This window comes from Actinomyces israelii DSM 43320, from assembly GCF_000711965.1.
In the GTDB taxonomy this organism is placed as follows: domain Bacteria; phylum Actinomycetota; class Actinomycetes; order Actinomycetales; family Actinomycetaceae; genus Actinomyces; species Actinomyces israelii.
The window spans coordinates 14,307-30,872 of record NZ_JONS01000038.1; the positions used below are offsets into that span (position 1 = coordinate 14,307).

Here is a 16,566-nt window from a genome sequence, read left to right on the forward strand (position 1 = left end):
CCTCAGGCTCGCGGCGGCTCGGCCAGGGCCAGGGTGCGCTCGGCCACCGAGACCCGCACCCGCTGGCCCCAGGTTGCCTCGCAGCGGTCGGCCTCGACCCCGTCGCCGAAGACGACGAGCCGCTCGCAGGACACCACGAGCCCCAGCTCCTCGCCCTCGTCCAGCAGCCCCTCGGTCATGGAGGCGCCCGTGACCGGCGAGGGCCAGGCCTCGCGGACGAACCAGGACAGGGTGCGCGCGGCGGGGTCGGGCAGGTCCCGCCCGCCCCGGTCGTGGGCCAGGGAGGCGACCCAGCCGGTGGCGCCGGTCCCGGTCGAGACGATCAGGCCGGAGGAGGACTGGGTCTCCTGGCGGTCCCGCCACTCCAGGCGGTAGCGGGCCGACTGGTGGGAGGCGTGCCCGAGGTAGATCTCGTTGAGGGCGGTGAGCTCCTGGCCGTCGTCGAGCCGGGCGCGCACCATGGTCCGCCGGGAGACGGCCGGGGTCCGGCCGCGGGCGATGAGGCCGATCAGCTCTCCGCCCGCCTTCACGTCGCAGGGCACCAGGGGACCGCGGCCGCCCCCGGGGCGCGGGTCGATGCCGATGACGACCTGGCCGTGCAGGTACTTGGCGGCATTGGCGACCAGCCCGTCGGGGCCGACGACGATGACGACGTCCTCGGGCGCGAAGAGGAAGGACGGCAGGTCGCGGCGCTCGACGCTCGTGCGCGCCCACTCCTCGGGCAGCAGGGCCGCGACGGCGGCCAGGGCCTCCTGCACCTGGTCGTGGGAGCGCTGCACCTCGGCCAGGGAGCGCCCGCGCGTGCGCAGGAAGAACTCGGCCTGCCCGCGCGTGGAGTGCCGGTCGACCAGCTCGTCGAGCTCGGTGCGGCGGTGGACCAGGACCGCCCGGCGCCGCAGGGCGGCCGGTACTGCCGGCGCTGCGGGTGCCGTCGCCGTCATGCACGCCCCTCCCCCGCCCCGGCCCCCGGCAGCAGGCCGGCGAGCAGGCCCTGGAGGATGTCGGGGGCGAGGTTGATCTGGCCGACCTGCGGCAGGTGCTTGGCGGCCTCCTGGAGCGCCATGGCGCGCAGGACCTCGGCGCCTATCCCGGCCAGCGCGCTCAGGCGGGCCGCCTCGACCTCGTTGGCGGCCCGCCCGACACGCTCGGTCTCGGCCGCCTCGGCCTCGGAGCGGATACGACGGCGCTCAGCGGCGGCGCTGGTGTCCACCAGGGCCGCGGCGGCCTTCTCCTCGGCCTCGCGCCTGGCATTGACGCCCTCCTGGGCGACGAGCTCCTCGCGGCGGCGGGCGAGGTCGAGCCTGCTGGCGAGCTCGTTGACGGAGATCTGCTGCTCGCGCTCGACGGCCAGGGCGCGACGCTCGTACAGCGCCCGGTCAGCCTCGGCCTGGAGCTGCTCGCGCAGCGGGGTCTGCAGGGCCTTCTCGATGTCGCTCTGCGGCCGCAGCGACAGGACCCGCACGTCGCAGACCTCGACGCCCGACCCGGTCAGGCGCTCCTGGCCGGGCAGGCCCGAGGCCAGCGCCTCCCCGACGCGCTCCAGGCCGCCCTGCAGCGCGTCGGCCATCGTGAGCCCGCCGACGACCTCGACGGCCAGGGCCCGGGCGATGCCGGCGACCAACTCGCCGACCTCCTCCTCGCCGCGGGGCGGCCCGGCCACGGAGCGGGGGTAGATGTCGAAGTCGAACCGGGAGGCCGCCAGCTCGGGGTCGCCGACACGGTAGGTGAGGGCCGCCTGGACGGTGACGTCCTGCTGGTCGGCGGTCGTCACGTGGAACAGGACGGCGCGCTCGCGGTCGACCACCCGCAGCTCGGACAGCGCCGTGGTCGCGGGGAGGAACCAGAAGGCCTGGCCGACGCCGCTGCGCACGACGCGCCCGCGCCGCAGTCGGACGACGTGCTCGGTCGGCGAGCCCTGGTAGTGGCGGATGAACGGGATGGTGCGGATGATGCCCATGTCGGCTCCTTGCTCACATGTTTCCGTCGTCCTGACGATAATTGGGGCGACCCCTTTTCGTCAACCTGACACGATAGGCTTCGGGCATGCGCCCCCCATCACACTCCGCAGAGTCCCCCGCCCCGGCCCTGCCGCCCACCGCGCTGCTGGTGCCGGTCGCCGTCGACGTCGTCGCCCTGACGATCATCGCCGCCCGGCTCAACGTCCTCCTGGTGGACCGGGCCCTGCCACCCTTCGAGGGCGAGGCGGCCCTGCCGGGCGGCTTCCTGCTGGCCGGCGAGCAGACGATGGACGCCGCCCGGCGCGAGCTGGTCGAGGAGACGGGGATCGACCCGCCGGGCCATCTGGAGCAGATCGCCACCTACGGCCCCCAGGGGCGCGACCCGCGCGGGCCGGTGCTGTCGGTCGCCCACCTGCTCATGGCGCCCCGCTTCGCCGCGCCCCGTGCGGGCGGGGACGCCGGCGGCGTGCGCTGGTGCGAGGTCGGCGGGGTCGCCGCGCGCCTGGCCTTCGACCACGGACGGATCCTCGCCGACGGCGTGGAGCGGGCCCGCTCCAAGATCGAGTACACGCCCCTGGCCACGGCCTTCTGCCCGCCGGAGTTCACGATCTCCCAGCTGCGCGCGGTCTACGAGGCGATCTGGGGGGTGCGGCTCGACCCGCGCAACTTCCACCGCAAGGCCACCCGCACCGAGGGGTTCCTCGAGCCGACCGGGAGGATGTCGCAGGCGGGGGCGGGCCGGCCCGCGGCCCTGTACCGGGCCGCGCCCGGCGTGGACCCCACGGCGACGGTGCTCTCCCCGCCGCTCACCCGCCCGGCCGCGCCGTGAGCGGCCGCGTGCCCGGCGCCTGGCCGCGCATGGCGTCGAAAGGGCGGAAGAGCAGAGCGCCCCTCAGGAGTCCTTGCGCTCGGAGAGCGTCGCCGTCGTCTCGATCTCCTGGCCGTCACGGATCACCGTCAGGGTCACCTGGTCACCGGCGGAGTACTGCCGCACGAAACCGGTAAGCGCGGTCCCCTCGGGCGTCGCCTTGCCGTCGATGGCGGTGATGACGTCGCCCTCCTTCAGCCCCGCCGTCTCCGCGGGCGAGCCGGGCTCGACCGTGCCGACCTCGGCCCCGGCACGGGTCACCCCGTTGGCGGTGCCGCCGCCGTTGCCGATGGTCACGCCCAGGTAGGCGTGGGTCGCCGTACCGGTCGAGATGAGCTGGTCGGCCACCTTCTGGACCAGGTTCGACGGGATCGCGAAGCCGATGCCGATCGAGCCGGCGGGCTGGTCGGAGGAGGACGTGCCCGTCGAGGCGATCGAGCTGGTGATGCCGATGACCATGCCCGTCTCGTCGAAGAGCGGGCCGCCGGAGTTCCCGGGGTTGACCGCAGCATCGATCTGGACGGCGTTGGTCACCACCTGAGAGGCGCTCTTGCCGTTCTGGCCCAGCCGCCCGCCCTGGTCGCGCCGGTTGCCGGACGAGTCGTCGTCGGACGAGCCGCCCTCCTGCTGCGTGGTGATGACAGGGCGGTTGAGGGCCGAGATAATTCCGGTGGTGGCGGTGGAGGACAGGCCCAGCGGGTTTCCGATGGCCATGACGTCCTGCCCCGTGACGAGCTTGCTGGAGTCCCCGATCTGCGCCACCGTCAGGTCCGAGGGCGCGTTCTCCAGCGCGACTACCGCCAGGTCGGTGGCGGGGTCGGTGCCGGTCAACTTCGCCTCGTAGATGCGGCCGTCGGCCAGGGTGACCTGAATCCGGCTGGCCCCGGCGACGACGTGGTTGTTGGTCACGATGTGGCCGGAGGAGTCGTAGATGACTCCCGAGCCGGCCGCCGTGTTCTGCCCCTGCTGCACGGTGATGGACACCACGGCGTTGGAGACCGCGGCCGTGACCGCCTCCCAGTCGGGGGCGGTGCCCGTGGAGGAGACGGTCTGCGTGGTGGAGCCCGTGGCGATCGCCGTCGGGGCCGAGGTCGAGGAGGCGGCGGGGGCGCCCTTGTCGAAGTAGTGGAGGCTCGCGGCCGTGCCGCCGCAGGCGAGCAGCGCCACCACCACGGAGGTGGCGACGACGCCGCCCCAGCCCGGCCCGCGGCGCCCGCCGCCCTCGCCCACCGGGGTCGACGACGACGGCGGCACGGACCCGTAGGAGAGCCGGCCCTCGGCGCCGGCGCCGTACCCGCCCGGGGCGTCCCCGCGCGGCGTGGAGCCCGGCGCGGAGGAGGATCGCGCGAAGCTGTAGCCCGCCGGGGTCCGGGGGGCCGCGGTGTAGGGGGACGCGCTCGCGTCCGCGCGGTACGACGAGTCGGCAGACGGCGGGGCGAACCGCGAGTCGGACGGGCCGGCCCAGTCGGCTGAGGACGAACCGCCCGCGCCCCACTGCTCCGCCCCTCCGGAGCTCGCGGCACCTGGCGCGGAGAAGCGCGCGGTCTGCGCCCCATCCGCTCCGGGCTGAGCCTGCGGGCCGCCGCCCGTCCGCGAGGGCGTGGCGCCGGATTGCTCGTCGTATGTGCTCATAAGGTCCTCCCTGGGCCGCGGCCCCTTCTTCAAACGGGTCTCACCCAACACGGCCGGTCTGGGCCACAACCGACCCTCGTCTGGGACTTTCCTGTGAAATGCGAGTCTATAGTGCGCCAGGCCCGGCGTCTGCACCACCGGTTGCACTCCCCGTCCGCCCCCGCGGCCGCGCCGCGCCCCCGGCAACGGGAGGCGTGTCAACGGTTTGGGCCGCGCAGTCGCGCCCGCGCGCCCGTACGTGCACGACGCTGAGCCCCCGCACCGGCCCGGCCAGCACATGGCGCAATTCACTCATGGTGCGCGGCCGGTGGACCCGCGCGCCCAGGGCCCGGGCGAGCCCCGCGACGTCGGCGCTCTGGGGGGTGGTGAAGTACCTGTCGAAGACCTGGGGCTCGGTGACGGCGGGGTACTCCAGGGTCGAGAAGATCGCCCCACCGGCGTCGTCAATGACGACGACCTGCAGGTCGGGCTCCGCCTCGTGCCGCCCCCGCCCCAGGCTCATGGCGTCGTGGAGGAAGGCGAGGTCGCCGACGACGGCCCGCACGCCCGCTCCCCGCCCCTGCGCCAGGGCCGCCCCCAGGGCCGTGGCCAGGGTCCCGTCGATGCCGGCCAGGCCCCGGTTGGCGATCGGCGCGGGGGCGGGCCCGCGTGCGGGCGGGGCGAGCCGGTCGAGACGGCGGATCGTCATGGACGAGCCGAGCACCAGGTCGGGGGCGCTCCCGGCCCGCGCCGGATCGCAGGAGGCGTAGACCGCCAGGACGGCGCCGTCCGGGGTCAGGGCCTCGCCCTCCTCGGGCAGGCCCGGGAGCCGGTCGACGGCCCGGCGCCAGGCGGCGGTCCACGACGCCGGCGCCGGCTCCAGGCCGAGGGCCGCCGCGATCCCGGGCGCGTCCCGCTCCCCGGGCCCGACGAGGTGGACGGACACGGCCGTGCCGGCGACATCGGTCCAGCGGGCCGTGGTGGTCACCACGTCGATGGGCAGGTCGCCGCGGGCCAGCAGCGCGGCCACGGCGCGGGTGAGGGTGGGGTGCCCCAGGACGAGGACGCGCCGGGCGCGGCCGCTCAGCTCGGCGCCGGCCGGCGTGCTCAGCAGCTCGGCGTAGCGGATGAGGGCCTGGGGGCCGCCGCGCGCCCCGGAGGTGGGCTCGGCCAGCAGCGGCCAGCCCAGGTGCTCGGCGAGCGCACGCCCCAGGCGACCGAGGTCGTCCGTCGTGTCGCCGACGACGACCAGGCCGCGGCCGCCGTCCCGGGAGCGCCGCGGCGCCTGGGCGGGCCCTCCGGCCGGGGGCGCGGGAGCGGGCGGCTCGGGCTCCGCGGCGGGCCGGGCGGAGCCGCACATGGTGCCGCCCCGGGTCACGGCGGGCTCCGCGGCGGGCCGGGCGGGGGGACGGGCCTCGGCGGCCCGCGTGCGCGCCCAGGCCAGCGGCGGGCGGAAGCGGACGTTGACCTGGGCGGGCCCGGGATCCCGGCTGAGCCTGCCGCAGGCGGCCTCGACGGCGCGCCGGACGCGGCCGCCGATGGCCAGGGTCGCGGCCTCCGCCCCGAGGTCGCGCGGCAGGTCGGCGGGCAGGTCGATGACGGCGCGCGCGGCGGCGGTGAACAGGCCCGTCTGCCCGGTAGTCTGGTTGGCGCCGGTGCCGACGAGCTCGTGGGGGCGGTCGGCGGTGACCAGGAGGAGGGGGACGCCGGCCGCGTCGGCCTCGACGACGGCGGGGTGGAGGTTGGCCACGGCCGTGCCGGAGGTCGTGATGACGGCGGCGGGGGCGGTGCGCTGCCGGCGCAGCCCGGCCCGGGCCATTCCCAGGGCGATGAATCCGGCGCTGCGCTCGTCCAGGACGACGCGCACGGAGATGAGGCCGGCGGCCTCGGCGTCGGCGAGGACGGGCACGAAGGGGGCGCTGCGGGAGCCGGGGGCGAGGACGATGCGGCGCACGCCGGCGCCGACCAGCGCCGACAGGACCGCCCGCGCGGTCGTGGCGGCGGGAGGCGCCGTGGGGGCGGGCGCGGCGCCCGCCGGCTCCCGGGCCGGCCCGCTCACAGGGGCAGCCCCGCGATCGCGCAGGAGGGGTCGCGCCGCTCGCGCTCGCGGCGGGAGCGCAGGGCGACCAGGACGTGGCCGAGCCGCACCTGCCAGCGGGAGGTCAGATCGTCGTCGGCGCTGACGCTCGCCAGCAGCCTGCGCGAGACGTGGACGGGCCTGACGGGCAGGCCGCCGGAGGTGGGCACGAAGGAGGGGGCGGCGACGTCGCGGTCCAGCAGCCGGACGGTGCCCAGCCCGCAGGCGCCGGCGAGCTCGGGCAGCGCGGCGGCGAGCGCGACCCCGGTGCTGACCCCCACCGACGTGTCGAGCGCGGAGGAGACGACGGCGGGCAGCCCGAGGCGCTGGGCCAGGGCGAAGGCGCGGCGCACGCCGCCCAGCGGGGCGACCTTGAGGACGGCGACGTCGACGGCGCCGCTGCGGGCCACGGCCAGGGGGTCGGGCGACAGGCGGATGGACTCGTCGGCGGCGATGGGGATGTCGACCAGGCGGCGCAGGGCGACGAGGCCCGCCAGGTCGGGGCAGGGCTGCTCGACGTACTCCAGGCCCCCGGCGGCCTTGTCCAGCAGCGGCAGAAGGCGGGCGGCGGTCGCCGGGTCCCAGGCCCCGTTGGCGTCGACGCGGATCCGGCCCCGGGGGCCGAGGGCGTCGCGGACGGCCGCAAGGCGCTGGATGTCGGCCTCCGGGCCGGAGGAGGCCGCGCGAGCGCCCGCGACCTTCACCTTGGCGGTGCCGGCGCGGGACCGCTTCACCAGGGTGCGGGCCGCCGCCGGGGACACCTCGGGAATGGTGACGTTGACTGGGACCGAGTGCCTGGTCTGGGGCAGGCCCTTCGCGCCCACCAGGGCCCACTCGAGTCCGGAGGCGAGCCAGGGGGCGGAGTCGTCCAGGCCGTAGTTCCAGAAGGGGGCGACCTCTCCCCAGCCGGCCCGGCCGTGAAGCAGGACGCCGTCGCGGCGCGCAATGCCTCGGAAGCGGGTCGTCATCTTGATGTCCCACACGACAGCGCGGTCGATGCCGTCGAGGAGCCCGGAGGAGTCCTGGGCCTTCAGGGCGCGCAGGTCGAGCTCGCCGCGCGCGTGGAGCGGCGAGGCGGACGGCGCGTTCGGGCCGGGGTTGGGCACAACTCAGGATACCCGGTCGCGGCACGCCCCGGCCACCACCGCCCGTCCTCTCGTCGAGATCGGTTCAGCTCCGCCTCGAGATCGGTTCAACTCCGCCTCGAGATCGGTTCAACTCCGCCTCGAGATCGGTTCAACTCCGCCTCGAGATCGGTTCAACTGAAAAAAGTATCGCAGTGAAACAGTTTTATCATGCAGTCCGCTGCACCACGCCCCCCAGCGTCACACGCATGCACATGCAGAGAAAGAGCCCCCACCCCCAAGAAGCCGACTAAGAACAACGACTATCGTCCCTCCCGACAGAACCAGCACCAGCGCCCACCATGCCGCCCTCCTCTTTTTGGACTCTGATTCCGAAAACCACATCACCGCAATAGCTGTCACCACCGCCAGTCCCATCAGCATGGAGGATGCCACCATACCTCCACCTCTCAACAAACATAGAGCGACACGAGGCCCTGCACAGCCGACCAGGAACCAGCCTCACCAGACAACATGTAGAGCATCTCCGACGCAAGAAATGCTCCAGCAATCTCGAGACCTCCAGATACTGCGGCCACGACAAGAGCACCGGCGCCTAAAGCATACACACCAGCAGCCACCACGGACGTGCCCACTCCACCCACAGCATCGACATCACCCTCAGCAGCGTCATCGGCCGCTACAGGTCTGAAACCGCCCTCAACATCTTCCTTCAAATACAAGTCACACCCATTGACTGCGCCGACAAAAACACTTTCCCCCGGAGAGATCGAATCCCGCGCCGCCGCTTCTCGGCAAGATCGGAATCCTCCCGCACGCTCCGCCCGCTCTCCTGAGCCGACGAAAGTGAATCACTTCCCAGATCCTGAGCGCCCGCTGGCGCAGTGAAGCCGTAGAAAGCAAGCGCAGACACCGGAACAGAAGCAGTCGCCATCATGAGCCTCTTCATCGGGATCCTCCATTAATTATGAACGTCAGATCATTGATGCGATTCAGCTCTACGCAGCAGTTTCCGTCGTGCGCAACTGATATTCGTCAGGGTTCGAACGCCGCCCGCACGAGGCTCACCCTCGAAGATCGGCAGCGCCACGAGAGCAGGCAACAATGACGATCTTAAAAAATGGGCTTGCCACACGAACGTTCGTACCCTCCAGCTGAGGGCCACGGCAGCGAACGCCCTTACATCAGGTCCGCTGACCGGCGCGTGGCGAGACGCTTCCGCCGAGAGCGATGCCGCGACGGGACGCCTACGGTTCACATCCCGATACGGGGACGCTTCACTGCTTCATTGAAGAGGGGTGCCCAAGTACACTGACTCCATCCAGGAGCAGGAAAGGGGCGGCGACCGGACATGACATCCGCGAATCCACCTTCGCGCACCGTGACTCCGCCGCGCCACCAGCGACTCATCGCCGGCCCGATGCGCTCTTCTCCTGACAATAAACACGTGCGCCGCCCTGGATGGGAATGCCCGGCGCGCGCCCCTGCTGGATGACGAAGACGCAAGCCCCTGAGAACCCGGGAGAGTATGCATGACTGATGGCACCGTCGTCCCCGTACGAGTCATGATGGTTGACGACGATCCGTTCATCCTCACCGTTTTCGCCGAGCAGCTTGATGCGCAGCCAAGCGTCTCCGTATGTGCCACAGCAGCGGGAGGCGGCCAGGCACTAAAGACGCTGTCGTCAAGAAGCCACCGTATCGACGTCGTCCTTCTCGACATCAGTATGCCCGACCTCGACGGCATCCAGACTGCTCGCGCCATCCACAAGCAGTATCCGGAGATCCCTCTTGTCGTGTTCACAGCATTCAGCCGCGATGACATGCTCGCCGAGGCCCTCGCAGAGGGCGTGAACGGCTTCATCACGAAGGACGAGAGCGCTGAGGACGTTGCCACGGCAATGGTACGCGCGGCAAGGGGAAAGCACGTCATGTCCGTACGCCCCACCGAGCTCCTTGCAAGCGCCTACCAGTCGGAGCAGCGCCGGCGGCACGCCGCGGAACAGACGCGTCGCGCGGTCGAAGAGCTACCACCCAGACTCAAGGACGTGCATGCCTGCCTGCTGGAGGGACTCACCAATCGTCGCATCGCCAAACGGCTCAGTATTTCCGAGAACACTGCTCGAATCTATGTGTCAGACGCCCTGCACCGCCTGGGCTACGCCTCGCGAACAGAGCTCATAGCCGCAGCCCTCGGAAACTGACATACGTGCGAATGCATGCACGGACATTCGTTCTCCACTCGCAAGGACCAGGGAGCGCGCTGCCGAGCCGCGTGTCGTGACCGTGTTGCAAGTCCATAAAGTCCGATAATGACGCCGACGCCAGACAGGGCATACCACCTCCTGGAGAACCTAAGCGAACCACCAGACTTCCCTGTCTCCCGCCACGAGCAAAAGAGAAGCCGCACAGAGAACAGCACAATCACCGCACGCACCGCGCCGAAAGGATCGAATCTCTCAGAGAGCAGCCCCGCGAACCTCATGGGCCGCCACCGAGGCTCCGCCACCCACGAGCGCCCGGGCAATGCTTCTTCTCGAATTCAGTGAATATCTCGACTCCGCCCGGGCCACCCCGCCCTCCTTGCGCTGAGCAGCACTTCAGAAATTTTTACAAGCCGCGTCAGCCTTCCGCCGCACCCATCAATACCGCGCTCCAGAGCGCCACCAGAATAACGGCCATCACTCCGGCCACGATGATCATCCGACGAGAGCGGCCTCGTCGGCCGACATCGTCCGGGCCCTCACCGCGTCGACCGTCAATCACGGCGAAGAGAATCTCAGCCTCCACTGCGAAGAAGATGAAGGCCCCCAACCACGCCGCCCACGGAATACCCGGATGAAATGGCATGGTCACAACAATCGCGATCGCAGACAAAAGGACGCAATAAACATGTCGCCGATACTTCATGTCCACCACCTCCATATCACACCAGACGATCAGCAGGAAATCGCGGTAACAAGAGCTCCGCCAGCCGCAGCGCACGCCATCTCAGTAACCGCACCGGCGATCGGGGTCGCCACCCCGGACGCGCCAGCGGTCGCGGGCATGCAGACAAGCCCGCCCCAAGTAATTCCGAAGAACCACCCCCACCACTTAGGCATACAACCCGCGTACTCATCGTCCTCAAGAGCTCTCGTCGCCTCAGGGCGAAGCAGATGCTTCGTCTCATCATAGGTAAAGGGGACACTCTCGCCCTTCTCCGGCGACAGGTTGATGGTCGCCACGACGCCTCCGGCGCCATCAAGCCATGTCACCGTGTCGCCCTCAACGCGAATCAGGTCACCTGGCTGAGTATTCAGCCTCAGCCCCTCCCCGTCAATGGGTACGGCGGAGCGCTGCGCACCCGTAGCCGGGTCAACTGCAACTTGCTGCTCGAACTCTCCCTCCCCAGAGCCTGCTTCCTCGGACAGAGAACTCGCCTGCGCAGCCCCACCGGCAGACACAGACAGGGCGAGCACACACGCAGCGGCTACTGGCGCATATTTTGAAAGCGATATCATGAAGACCCCCCCTCGGTGCTGAAGTGGATGCGTCTGGTACAGCAGCCGCTCCCCGCCTGCATCCACAGTAGAAGGATTTCCGTCCTCGCCACAGCTGACCTTCGTCAGGGTCCCCGCGCATATTCGCGGACCAGCCGAGAAACGCACGCCCGCCCCGTCCCCTACCCTGACCCCATGAACGAGTCCGCCACCCGCACCGCGTCCGCCGCCCCTGCTCCGCCCACCCCGGCATACCCGCCGCCACCCCGCGTCTCGGAGATCTTCGACCCCGCCCGCTGGCGCGAGATCGCGGGCTTCGCCCACGGCACGGGCGCGCCGGCGGGCCTGACCGACGTCACCTACCACCGCGGCTGCGTCCGCGACGCCGACGGCGCCTGGATCAGCGACCTGCCGGTAGTCCGCGTGGCCTTCAACCGCCCCGAGGTGCGCAACGCCTTCCGCCCCCGCACGGTGGACGAGCTCTACCGCGTCCTGGACCACGCCCGCATGAGCGGCGACGTCGGCGCCGTCGTCCTCACCGGCAACGGCCCCTCCCCGCGCGACGGCGGCTGGGCCTTCTCCTCCGGGGGAGACCAGCGCATCCGCGGCCGCGACGGCTACCGCTACGAGCGCGAGGACGCCGCCGGGCCCCACGGCCCCGACGCGCCCGCCAGCGCCTCCGCCGCCGGGCCCCACGGCGCACCCGGGGCGCCGGCCGCCCACGACCACGAGGCGGACGTGGCGGCGGCCCGCGCGCGCATCGACGCCGCCCGCGCCGGACGCCTGCACGTCCTGGAGGTCCAGCGCCTGATCCGCACCATGCCCAAGGTCGTCATCGCGGCCGTGTCCGGCTGGGCGGCCGGCGGCGGCCACTCCCTCAACGTCGTGTGCGACCTGTCGCTGGCCAGCCTCGAGCACGCCCGCTTCAAGCAGACCGACGCCGACGTCGGCTCCTTCGACGCCGGCTACGGCTCGGCGCTGCTGGCCAGGCAGATCGGCGACAAGCGCGCCCGCGAGATCTTCTTCCTGGGGCGCGCCTACGACGCCGCCACCGCCGAGCGCTGGGGCGTAGTCAACGAGGCGGTCCCGCACGCGCGCCTGGAGGAGCGGGCGCTCGAGCACGCCGCGACCGTCGCCGGCAAGTCCCCCCAGGCCATCCGCATGCTCAAGCTGGCCTTCAACCTGGCCGACGACGGCCTGGCGGGCCAGCAGGTCTTCGCCGGCGAGGTCACGCGCCTGGCCTACATGACCGATGAGGCCGTCGAGGGGCGCGACGCGTTCCTGCAGCGGCGCGCCCCCGACTGGTCGCCCTACCCGTACTACTTCTGAGGAGGCCGGCCGCTCAGGCCGTGGCCTTCCCGGTCGGCTTCGCGGGCTGGTGACCGGACGGCGCAGCCGGAGAGGTGGCCGAGCCGCTGCTGCCCGGCCTGCCGGACGGCGTCGGAGCCGGGTCGGACGGCGTGGACGAGCCGCGGGTGGTCGTGCCGTCGACATTGACGTCGAAGGTGACCAGGGCCTCCCCCGTCGGCCGCTCCGATCCGCCGGCAGGCTCCTGGGTGATGAAGACCTGCTCCCCCTCCTCGGGCATGAGGTCGAGGAAGGCGAAGCCCGCCCCCGACGCCGGGTCGTACAGGCCCAGTGAGCTCACGTCCTCGCCCTTGCGCAGCCAGACCTGGAGGCTGCTGTCCGCGGCCGCCTCGAGCAGCTCGTCCGGCAGGCTCAGCGCCGTCATGCTCATGCCCTGGGACCAGGTGAGGGTCGCGATGTGGCCGTCGGGCATGGTGTCGGTCACGCGCTGAACGTCCTGGGCCTGGTTGAGGTGGGCGTAGTCCTCCATACGGGCGTAGCCGTCGGTGGGGGCCGGGGCCGCCGGGCGGGGCGCGGTCCATCGGCCCACCCCGATGCCGACGGCGAGGAGGACGACGACGGCGGCGACCCGCAGCCCGGCCGTGAGCCACCGGCGTCGGCGCGGGCGCAGGGGGACGACGGCGCCCTGCCGGTCGGCGGCGTGCTCGGCCGGCGCCTCGGCAGCAGCAGGAGCGGACTCCGGCCCGGCCGAGCAGGAGGGCGCCCCTGCCGGGGCGGACCGCGGCCCGGCCGAGCCGGACCTCGGGCCGGCCGAGCGGGGGTCGGGCCCCGCCGTCGCAGACCCGGCCGCCGCGTTTCGCGCCGTCGCCCCAGCAGTGCCCCTCTTCGACGCGCCCCTGTCCCCTGCGCTCTCCGCGCTCTCAGCCGTCCTCTCGCCCGAGGCCGCCGTCCCGTCGGCCGCGGGATCGGCAGCCCCCTCCTTGGGCCTGATGCGCTCGAGCAGCTCGGCGCGCAACGAGGCCGGCGGCTCGACCGGCTCCAAGGACGCGCCGAGCAGGGCGAGGGCCTCATCCGACATGGCGAGCGCGTCCTCGTCCCATCTGCTGCCGGCCGCCCTCGGGTAGGCGGCGAAGGGGTCTCTCGACCGGTGGTGCCTGTTCCGCCCCGTCATGATGCCGCCCCCATCTCCTTGCGAAGTCGTGCAATTCCGTTCCTGATCCTGGTCTTGACCGTGCCGAGCGGCACCCCTGTGCGCCGGGCGATCTCGGTGTGGGTCAGACCGGTGAAGTAGGCCATGACCAGCGTGGACCGCTGCGGCTCGCCGACGGCGTCCAGGGCCCGGCGCACCTCCTCACCGACGAGCCGGTCCTCGACGGCCTGGATCGTGAGGTCGGTATCCGGCATGTAGTCGCGCCACTGATCCTCACGATCACGGGCCGCCTGGGAGGACCTGACCCGGTCGATCGCCCTGCGCCGCGCCATGGTCACCGCCCAGGCTCGAGCGCTGCCCCTGCTCGGCGAGAAGGCGGGAGCGGTGCGCCATATTTCCAGGAAGACCTCCTGGAGCACCTCCTCGCTCTGGGCGCGGTCCACCAGGATCTGGACGATGAGAGCGAGCAGCCGTCCCGACCAGCGGTCGTAGAACTCGGCGAAGGCCTCGTGATCCCCGGCAGCCACCCCCCGGATAAGGGCGTTGTCGAGCTCCAGTTCCTCATCATGCACAGTCGCATGGTACGGGTCCAGACCATCTTTTTGGGCCTCCTGCCGTTATCCGGCTGTGATCATCCGAAGGTGAAGGAGTACAGGGACAGGCCCTGGCCCGCCTCGAGCTCGAGCGTGCCCTCCTGAGTCTCCTCCGTACTCACCAGCTCGATCGAGTTTGGGACCCCCGAGACATGGACCGTGCGCTTCTCACCGCCGGTGGAGTATGTGATGTCCCCCTCGCCGGAGGCGACCAGGTTGACCTGCTTGCCCTGGTAGCGCAACCGGAGGCGGGCGGGGCCGCCGTCGGGCGAGATGGACTGCGCGGACACGTTCCACGTCCCGTCCAGGGAGAAGGTGTCGGCCTTCTGCTTCTCCGGGAAGGTGTACGACGACGTTCCCTCCGTCAGCTGACCGGCGACGTTGCTGGCGCGGGCGGAGCCGAGGTAGGTCTCGGGGGTGCGCGGGCCGCCGGCGGAGGGCTCGTCGTCGGAGAACACGGGGGCGGGCAGCTGCACGTTGGGGTTGGCCTCGCGCAGGAGCTCGCGCACGAGCTTCTCGGTGGTGGCCTCGCCGCCCTCGCCGAACTTGACCTGGCGCAGCTCGCCGGTGGAGTCGGCGAGGTAGTGCGCGGGCCAGTAGTGGTTGTCGAAGTTGCGCCAGGTAGTCAGGTCGGAGTCGACCGCCACCGGGTAGGTGATGCCGAGGTTGGCGGCGCCGCCGCGGACGTTGTCGACCTCCTTCTCGAAGGCGTACTCCGGGGAGTGGACGCCGATGACCTGCAGGCCGAGGGAGCCGTAGGTCTCGTGGAGCTTCTGGATGCCGGGGATGGAGCGCTGGCAGTTGATGCAGGAGTAGGCCCAGAAGTCCAGGAGAGTCACCTTGCCGGCCCGATCGGCGTCGGCGAGGGGCTGCTCGCCGGGGGTGTTGAACCAGGCGCTGATGCCGTCGATGCGGGGCAGCTGCCCGCAGTGGGCGAGGTGGTCGGCGCCGTCGACGCACTTGCCCCCCTCGCCGACGCCCATGCTGCCGTGCAGCACGCTGTCGGTGCCGGCCTGGAGCGAGGCGGTGTAGTCCGGCAGGGCGCGCTGGAGGGCGGCCGGCAGGTTGAGGACGAGCGCCACGGACAGGGCCAGCATGACCGCTCCGGCGGTGACGCGCACGGCCTTCTGACGACGGCGGAAGGCCTGGAGCCGCTCGGTGAGCTTGCGGCCGGCCAGCGCGAAGGCGAGCAGCGGCACGGCGGTGCCCAGGCCGAAGGAGATGGCGAGAGCGACCGTGTCGGCGCCGATCTGGCCGGTGGAGCCGGCGACCGAGACGGCCGCGAGCACCGGGCCGGCGCAGGGCACGTAGGCGGCCCCGAGGACGAGCCCCAGAAGGAAGCCGTTGGACGGGTTGGATGAGCCGGCTCGCTGGAAGCGGGCGAAGGGCCGCTCCATGATCTCCATGACCTTGGGGACGATCATGCCGATGCCGATGAGGGCCAGCAGGACGATTCCGACCCAGCGGATGATGTCCTGCGGCAGGTGCAGGAGGTTGAGGAGCGTGGACCCCAGCAGCGTGAAGGTGGTGAAGCTGAGGACCAGCCCGGCCACCACGAGGTACGGCCGCCACCTGGAGACGGCGGGGGCCCCGTCCTCGCCCTGTGTTCGTGCGCCCTGGGCCCCGCCGGACAGGAAGATGACCGGTAGGACCGGCAGAATGCAGGGGGATATGCCGGTGATGAGGCCACCGAGCAGGCCGATGAGAACAAGACTGACCATTGTTGCTCCTCTTTCGCGATCGTGTCACCGTCTGTTCGGCGCGGACGACCGCCCGGATGCCCCCATTGAGAGTGACGAGGCTCACTCAAACTGCTCGGCCCATCTCCAATCCGCGTCCCCCGCCGCTCCGAACCTGTGATGTCGGCGCGCTCACCGGCGCGCCACTCCACATCATCATTCCTTTCCTCTTTAAGGAGATCCCATGCGTATTCGCACCGCCCTGTCCGCCTCCCTGCTCGTTGCGGCCCTCGCGGCCGGCACCGCGGCCTGCGGCTCGACGGACGCCGGCAAGGACAAGCCGAGCATGCAGCAGACGTCGAGCGACAAGATGGACGACGGCAAGATGTCCGACGGCGACAAGATGGACGACGGCAAGATGTCCGACGGCGACAAGATGCATGACGGCTCGGCGATGCCCGACGACAAGATGAGCGACGGATCGGGCAACAAGTAAGGATCCGTCGAGCCGGCCTGCGGCGGCCCGCCCCGAGACAATCGGGGGCGGGCCGCCCCCTCTTTCGCCGAGATCGGTCGTATTCCGGCTCGAGATCGGTTCACTTCCGCGCCGAGATCGATAGATCTCCGCGTCGAGATCGGTTCACGACGCCGGCCGGGCACCGCCGCCCCCGGCCGAGTGAGGCTCCCACGCACTTTCGGCGCCGAGCCCCGCCCCGCTCGGAGCCGGCCGTCCGGGCCCGGGAACGACGACGGGA

General features: G+C 71.6%; 13 protein-coding genes. 4 read left to right on the forward strand and 9 right to left on the reverse strand.

Annotated elements, in window-relative coordinates; genetic code table 11:
• Positions 1–2 precede the first annotated feature (2 nt).
• Positions 3–899: a diacylglycerol kinase catalytic domain-containing protein gene (locus O145_RS11920; RefSeq protein WP_043563326.1), complete on the reverse strand. Its 897-nt coding sequence runs from the start codon at positions 897–899 to the stop codon at positions 3–5.
• A 38-nt stretch (positions 900–937) separates the two neighbouring features.
• On the reverse strand, positions 938–1,957 hold the full coding sequence (locus O145_RS11925; RefSeq protein ID WP_043563301.1) for an SPFH domain-containing protein: 1,020 nt from the start codon (positions 1,955–1,957) through the stop codon (positions 938–940).
• Between the two features lie 86 nt (positions 1,958–2,043).
• On the opposite strand from O145_RS11925, the gene O145_RS11930 reads away from it, so the two are divergent.
• Entirely contained in the window at positions 2,044–2,787 is a 744-nt protein-coding gene (locus tag O145_RS11930; protein ID WP_052375092.1) for an NUDIX hydrolase, read from the forward strand.
• 63 nt (positions 2,788–2,850) lie between these two features.
• Here the strand turns inward: O145_RS11930 and O145_RS11935 are convergent, their stop codons facing one another.
• From O145_RS11935 to O145_RS11945, 3 genes are all read right to left on the reverse strand, one after another.
• Positions 2,851–4,458 carry a S1C family serine protease gene (locus O145_RS11935; RefSeq protein ID WP_043563303.1) on the reverse strand — a complete coding sequence of 536 codons (1,608 nt, stop codon included), beginning with the start codon at positions 4,456–4,458 and terminating at the stop codon, positions 2,851–2,853.
• Positions 4,459–4,564: 106 nt separating this feature from the next.
• On the reverse strand, positions 4,565–6,496 hold the full coding sequence (gene menD, locus O145_RS11940) for a 2-succinyl-5-enolpyruvyl-6-hydroxy-3-cyclohexene-1-carboxylic-acid synthase (protein WP_084682581.1): 1,932 nt from the start codon (positions 6,494–6,496) through the stop codon (positions 4,565–4,567).
• Positions 6,493–7,620, reverse strand: a complete 1,128-nt coding sequence (locus tag O145_RS11945; protein WP_043563305.1) for an o-succinylbenzoate synthase — start codon at positions 7,618–7,620, stop codon at positions 6,493–6,495. The genes menD and O145_RS11945 overlap by 4 nt, the downstream gene beginning before the upstream one ends.
• A gap of 1,511 nt (positions 7,621–9,131) precedes the next feature.
• On the opposite strand from O145_RS11945, the gene O145_RS11950 reads away from it, so the two are divergent.
• Complete coding sequence (locus tag O145_RS11950; protein WP_043563309.1) at positions 9,132–9,803, forward strand: response regulator; 672 nt, start codon at positions 9,132–9,134, stop codon at positions 9,801–9,803.
• Between the two features lie 418 nt (positions 9,804–10,221).
• On the opposite strand, the gene O145_RS11955 is transcribed toward O145_RS11950, so the two are convergent.
• Positions 10,222–10,524 carry a hypothetical protein gene (locus tag O145_RS11955; protein WP_156966749.1) on the reverse strand — a complete coding sequence of 101 codons (303 nt, stop codon included), beginning with the start codon at positions 10,522–10,524 and terminating at the stop codon, positions 10,222–10,224.
• 752 nt (positions 10,525–11,276) lie between these two features.
• Here O145_RS11955 and O145_RS11960 point away from each other — a divergent pair.
• On the forward strand, positions 11,277–12,410 hold the full coding sequence (locus tag O145_RS11960) for a 1,4-dihydroxy-2-naphthoyl-CoA synthase (RefSeq protein WP_084682582.1): 1,134 nt from the start codon (positions 11,277–11,279) through the stop codon (positions 12,408–12,410).
• Between the two features lie 13 nt (positions 12,411–12,423).
• Here O145_RS11960 and O145_RS11965 read toward each other — a convergent pair whose 3' ends face one another.
• From O145_RS11965 to O145_RS11975, 3 genes are read right to left on the reverse strand one after another with little or no spacing between them, the layout of a single operon-like run.
• A complete protein-coding gene (locus O145_RS11965) occupies positions 12,424–13,560 on the reverse strand; it encodes an anti-sigma factor (RefSeq protein ID WP_169740355.1) in 1,137 nt (378 codons plus the stop codon).
• Positions 13,557–14,111, reverse strand: coding sequence for a sigma-70 family RNA polymerase sigma factor (locus O145_RS11970; protein ID WP_043563313.1), 555 nt, complete (start codon positions 14,109–14,111; stop codon positions 13,557–13,559). The genes O145_RS11965 and O145_RS11970 overlap by 4 nt, the downstream gene beginning before the upstream one ends.
• A 59-nt stretch (positions 14,112–14,170) precedes the next feature.
• Positions 14,171–15,853 (reverse strand): cytochrome c biogenesis protein CcdA, encoded by a 1,683-nt coding sequence (locus O145_RS11975; RefSeq protein ID WP_043563315.1) that lies wholly within the window; start codon positions 15,851–15,853, stop codon positions 14,171–14,173.
• Between the two features lie 202 nt (positions 15,854–16,055).
• Here O145_RS11975 and O145_RS11980 point away from each other — a divergent pair, with 202 nt between their 5' ends.
• Positions 16,056–16,307, forward strand: a complete 252-nt coding sequence (locus O145_RS11980; protein WP_043563317.1) for a hypothetical protein — start codon at positions 16,056–16,058, stop codon at positions 16,305–16,307.
• Positions 16,308–16,566: the final 259 nt, after the last annotated feature.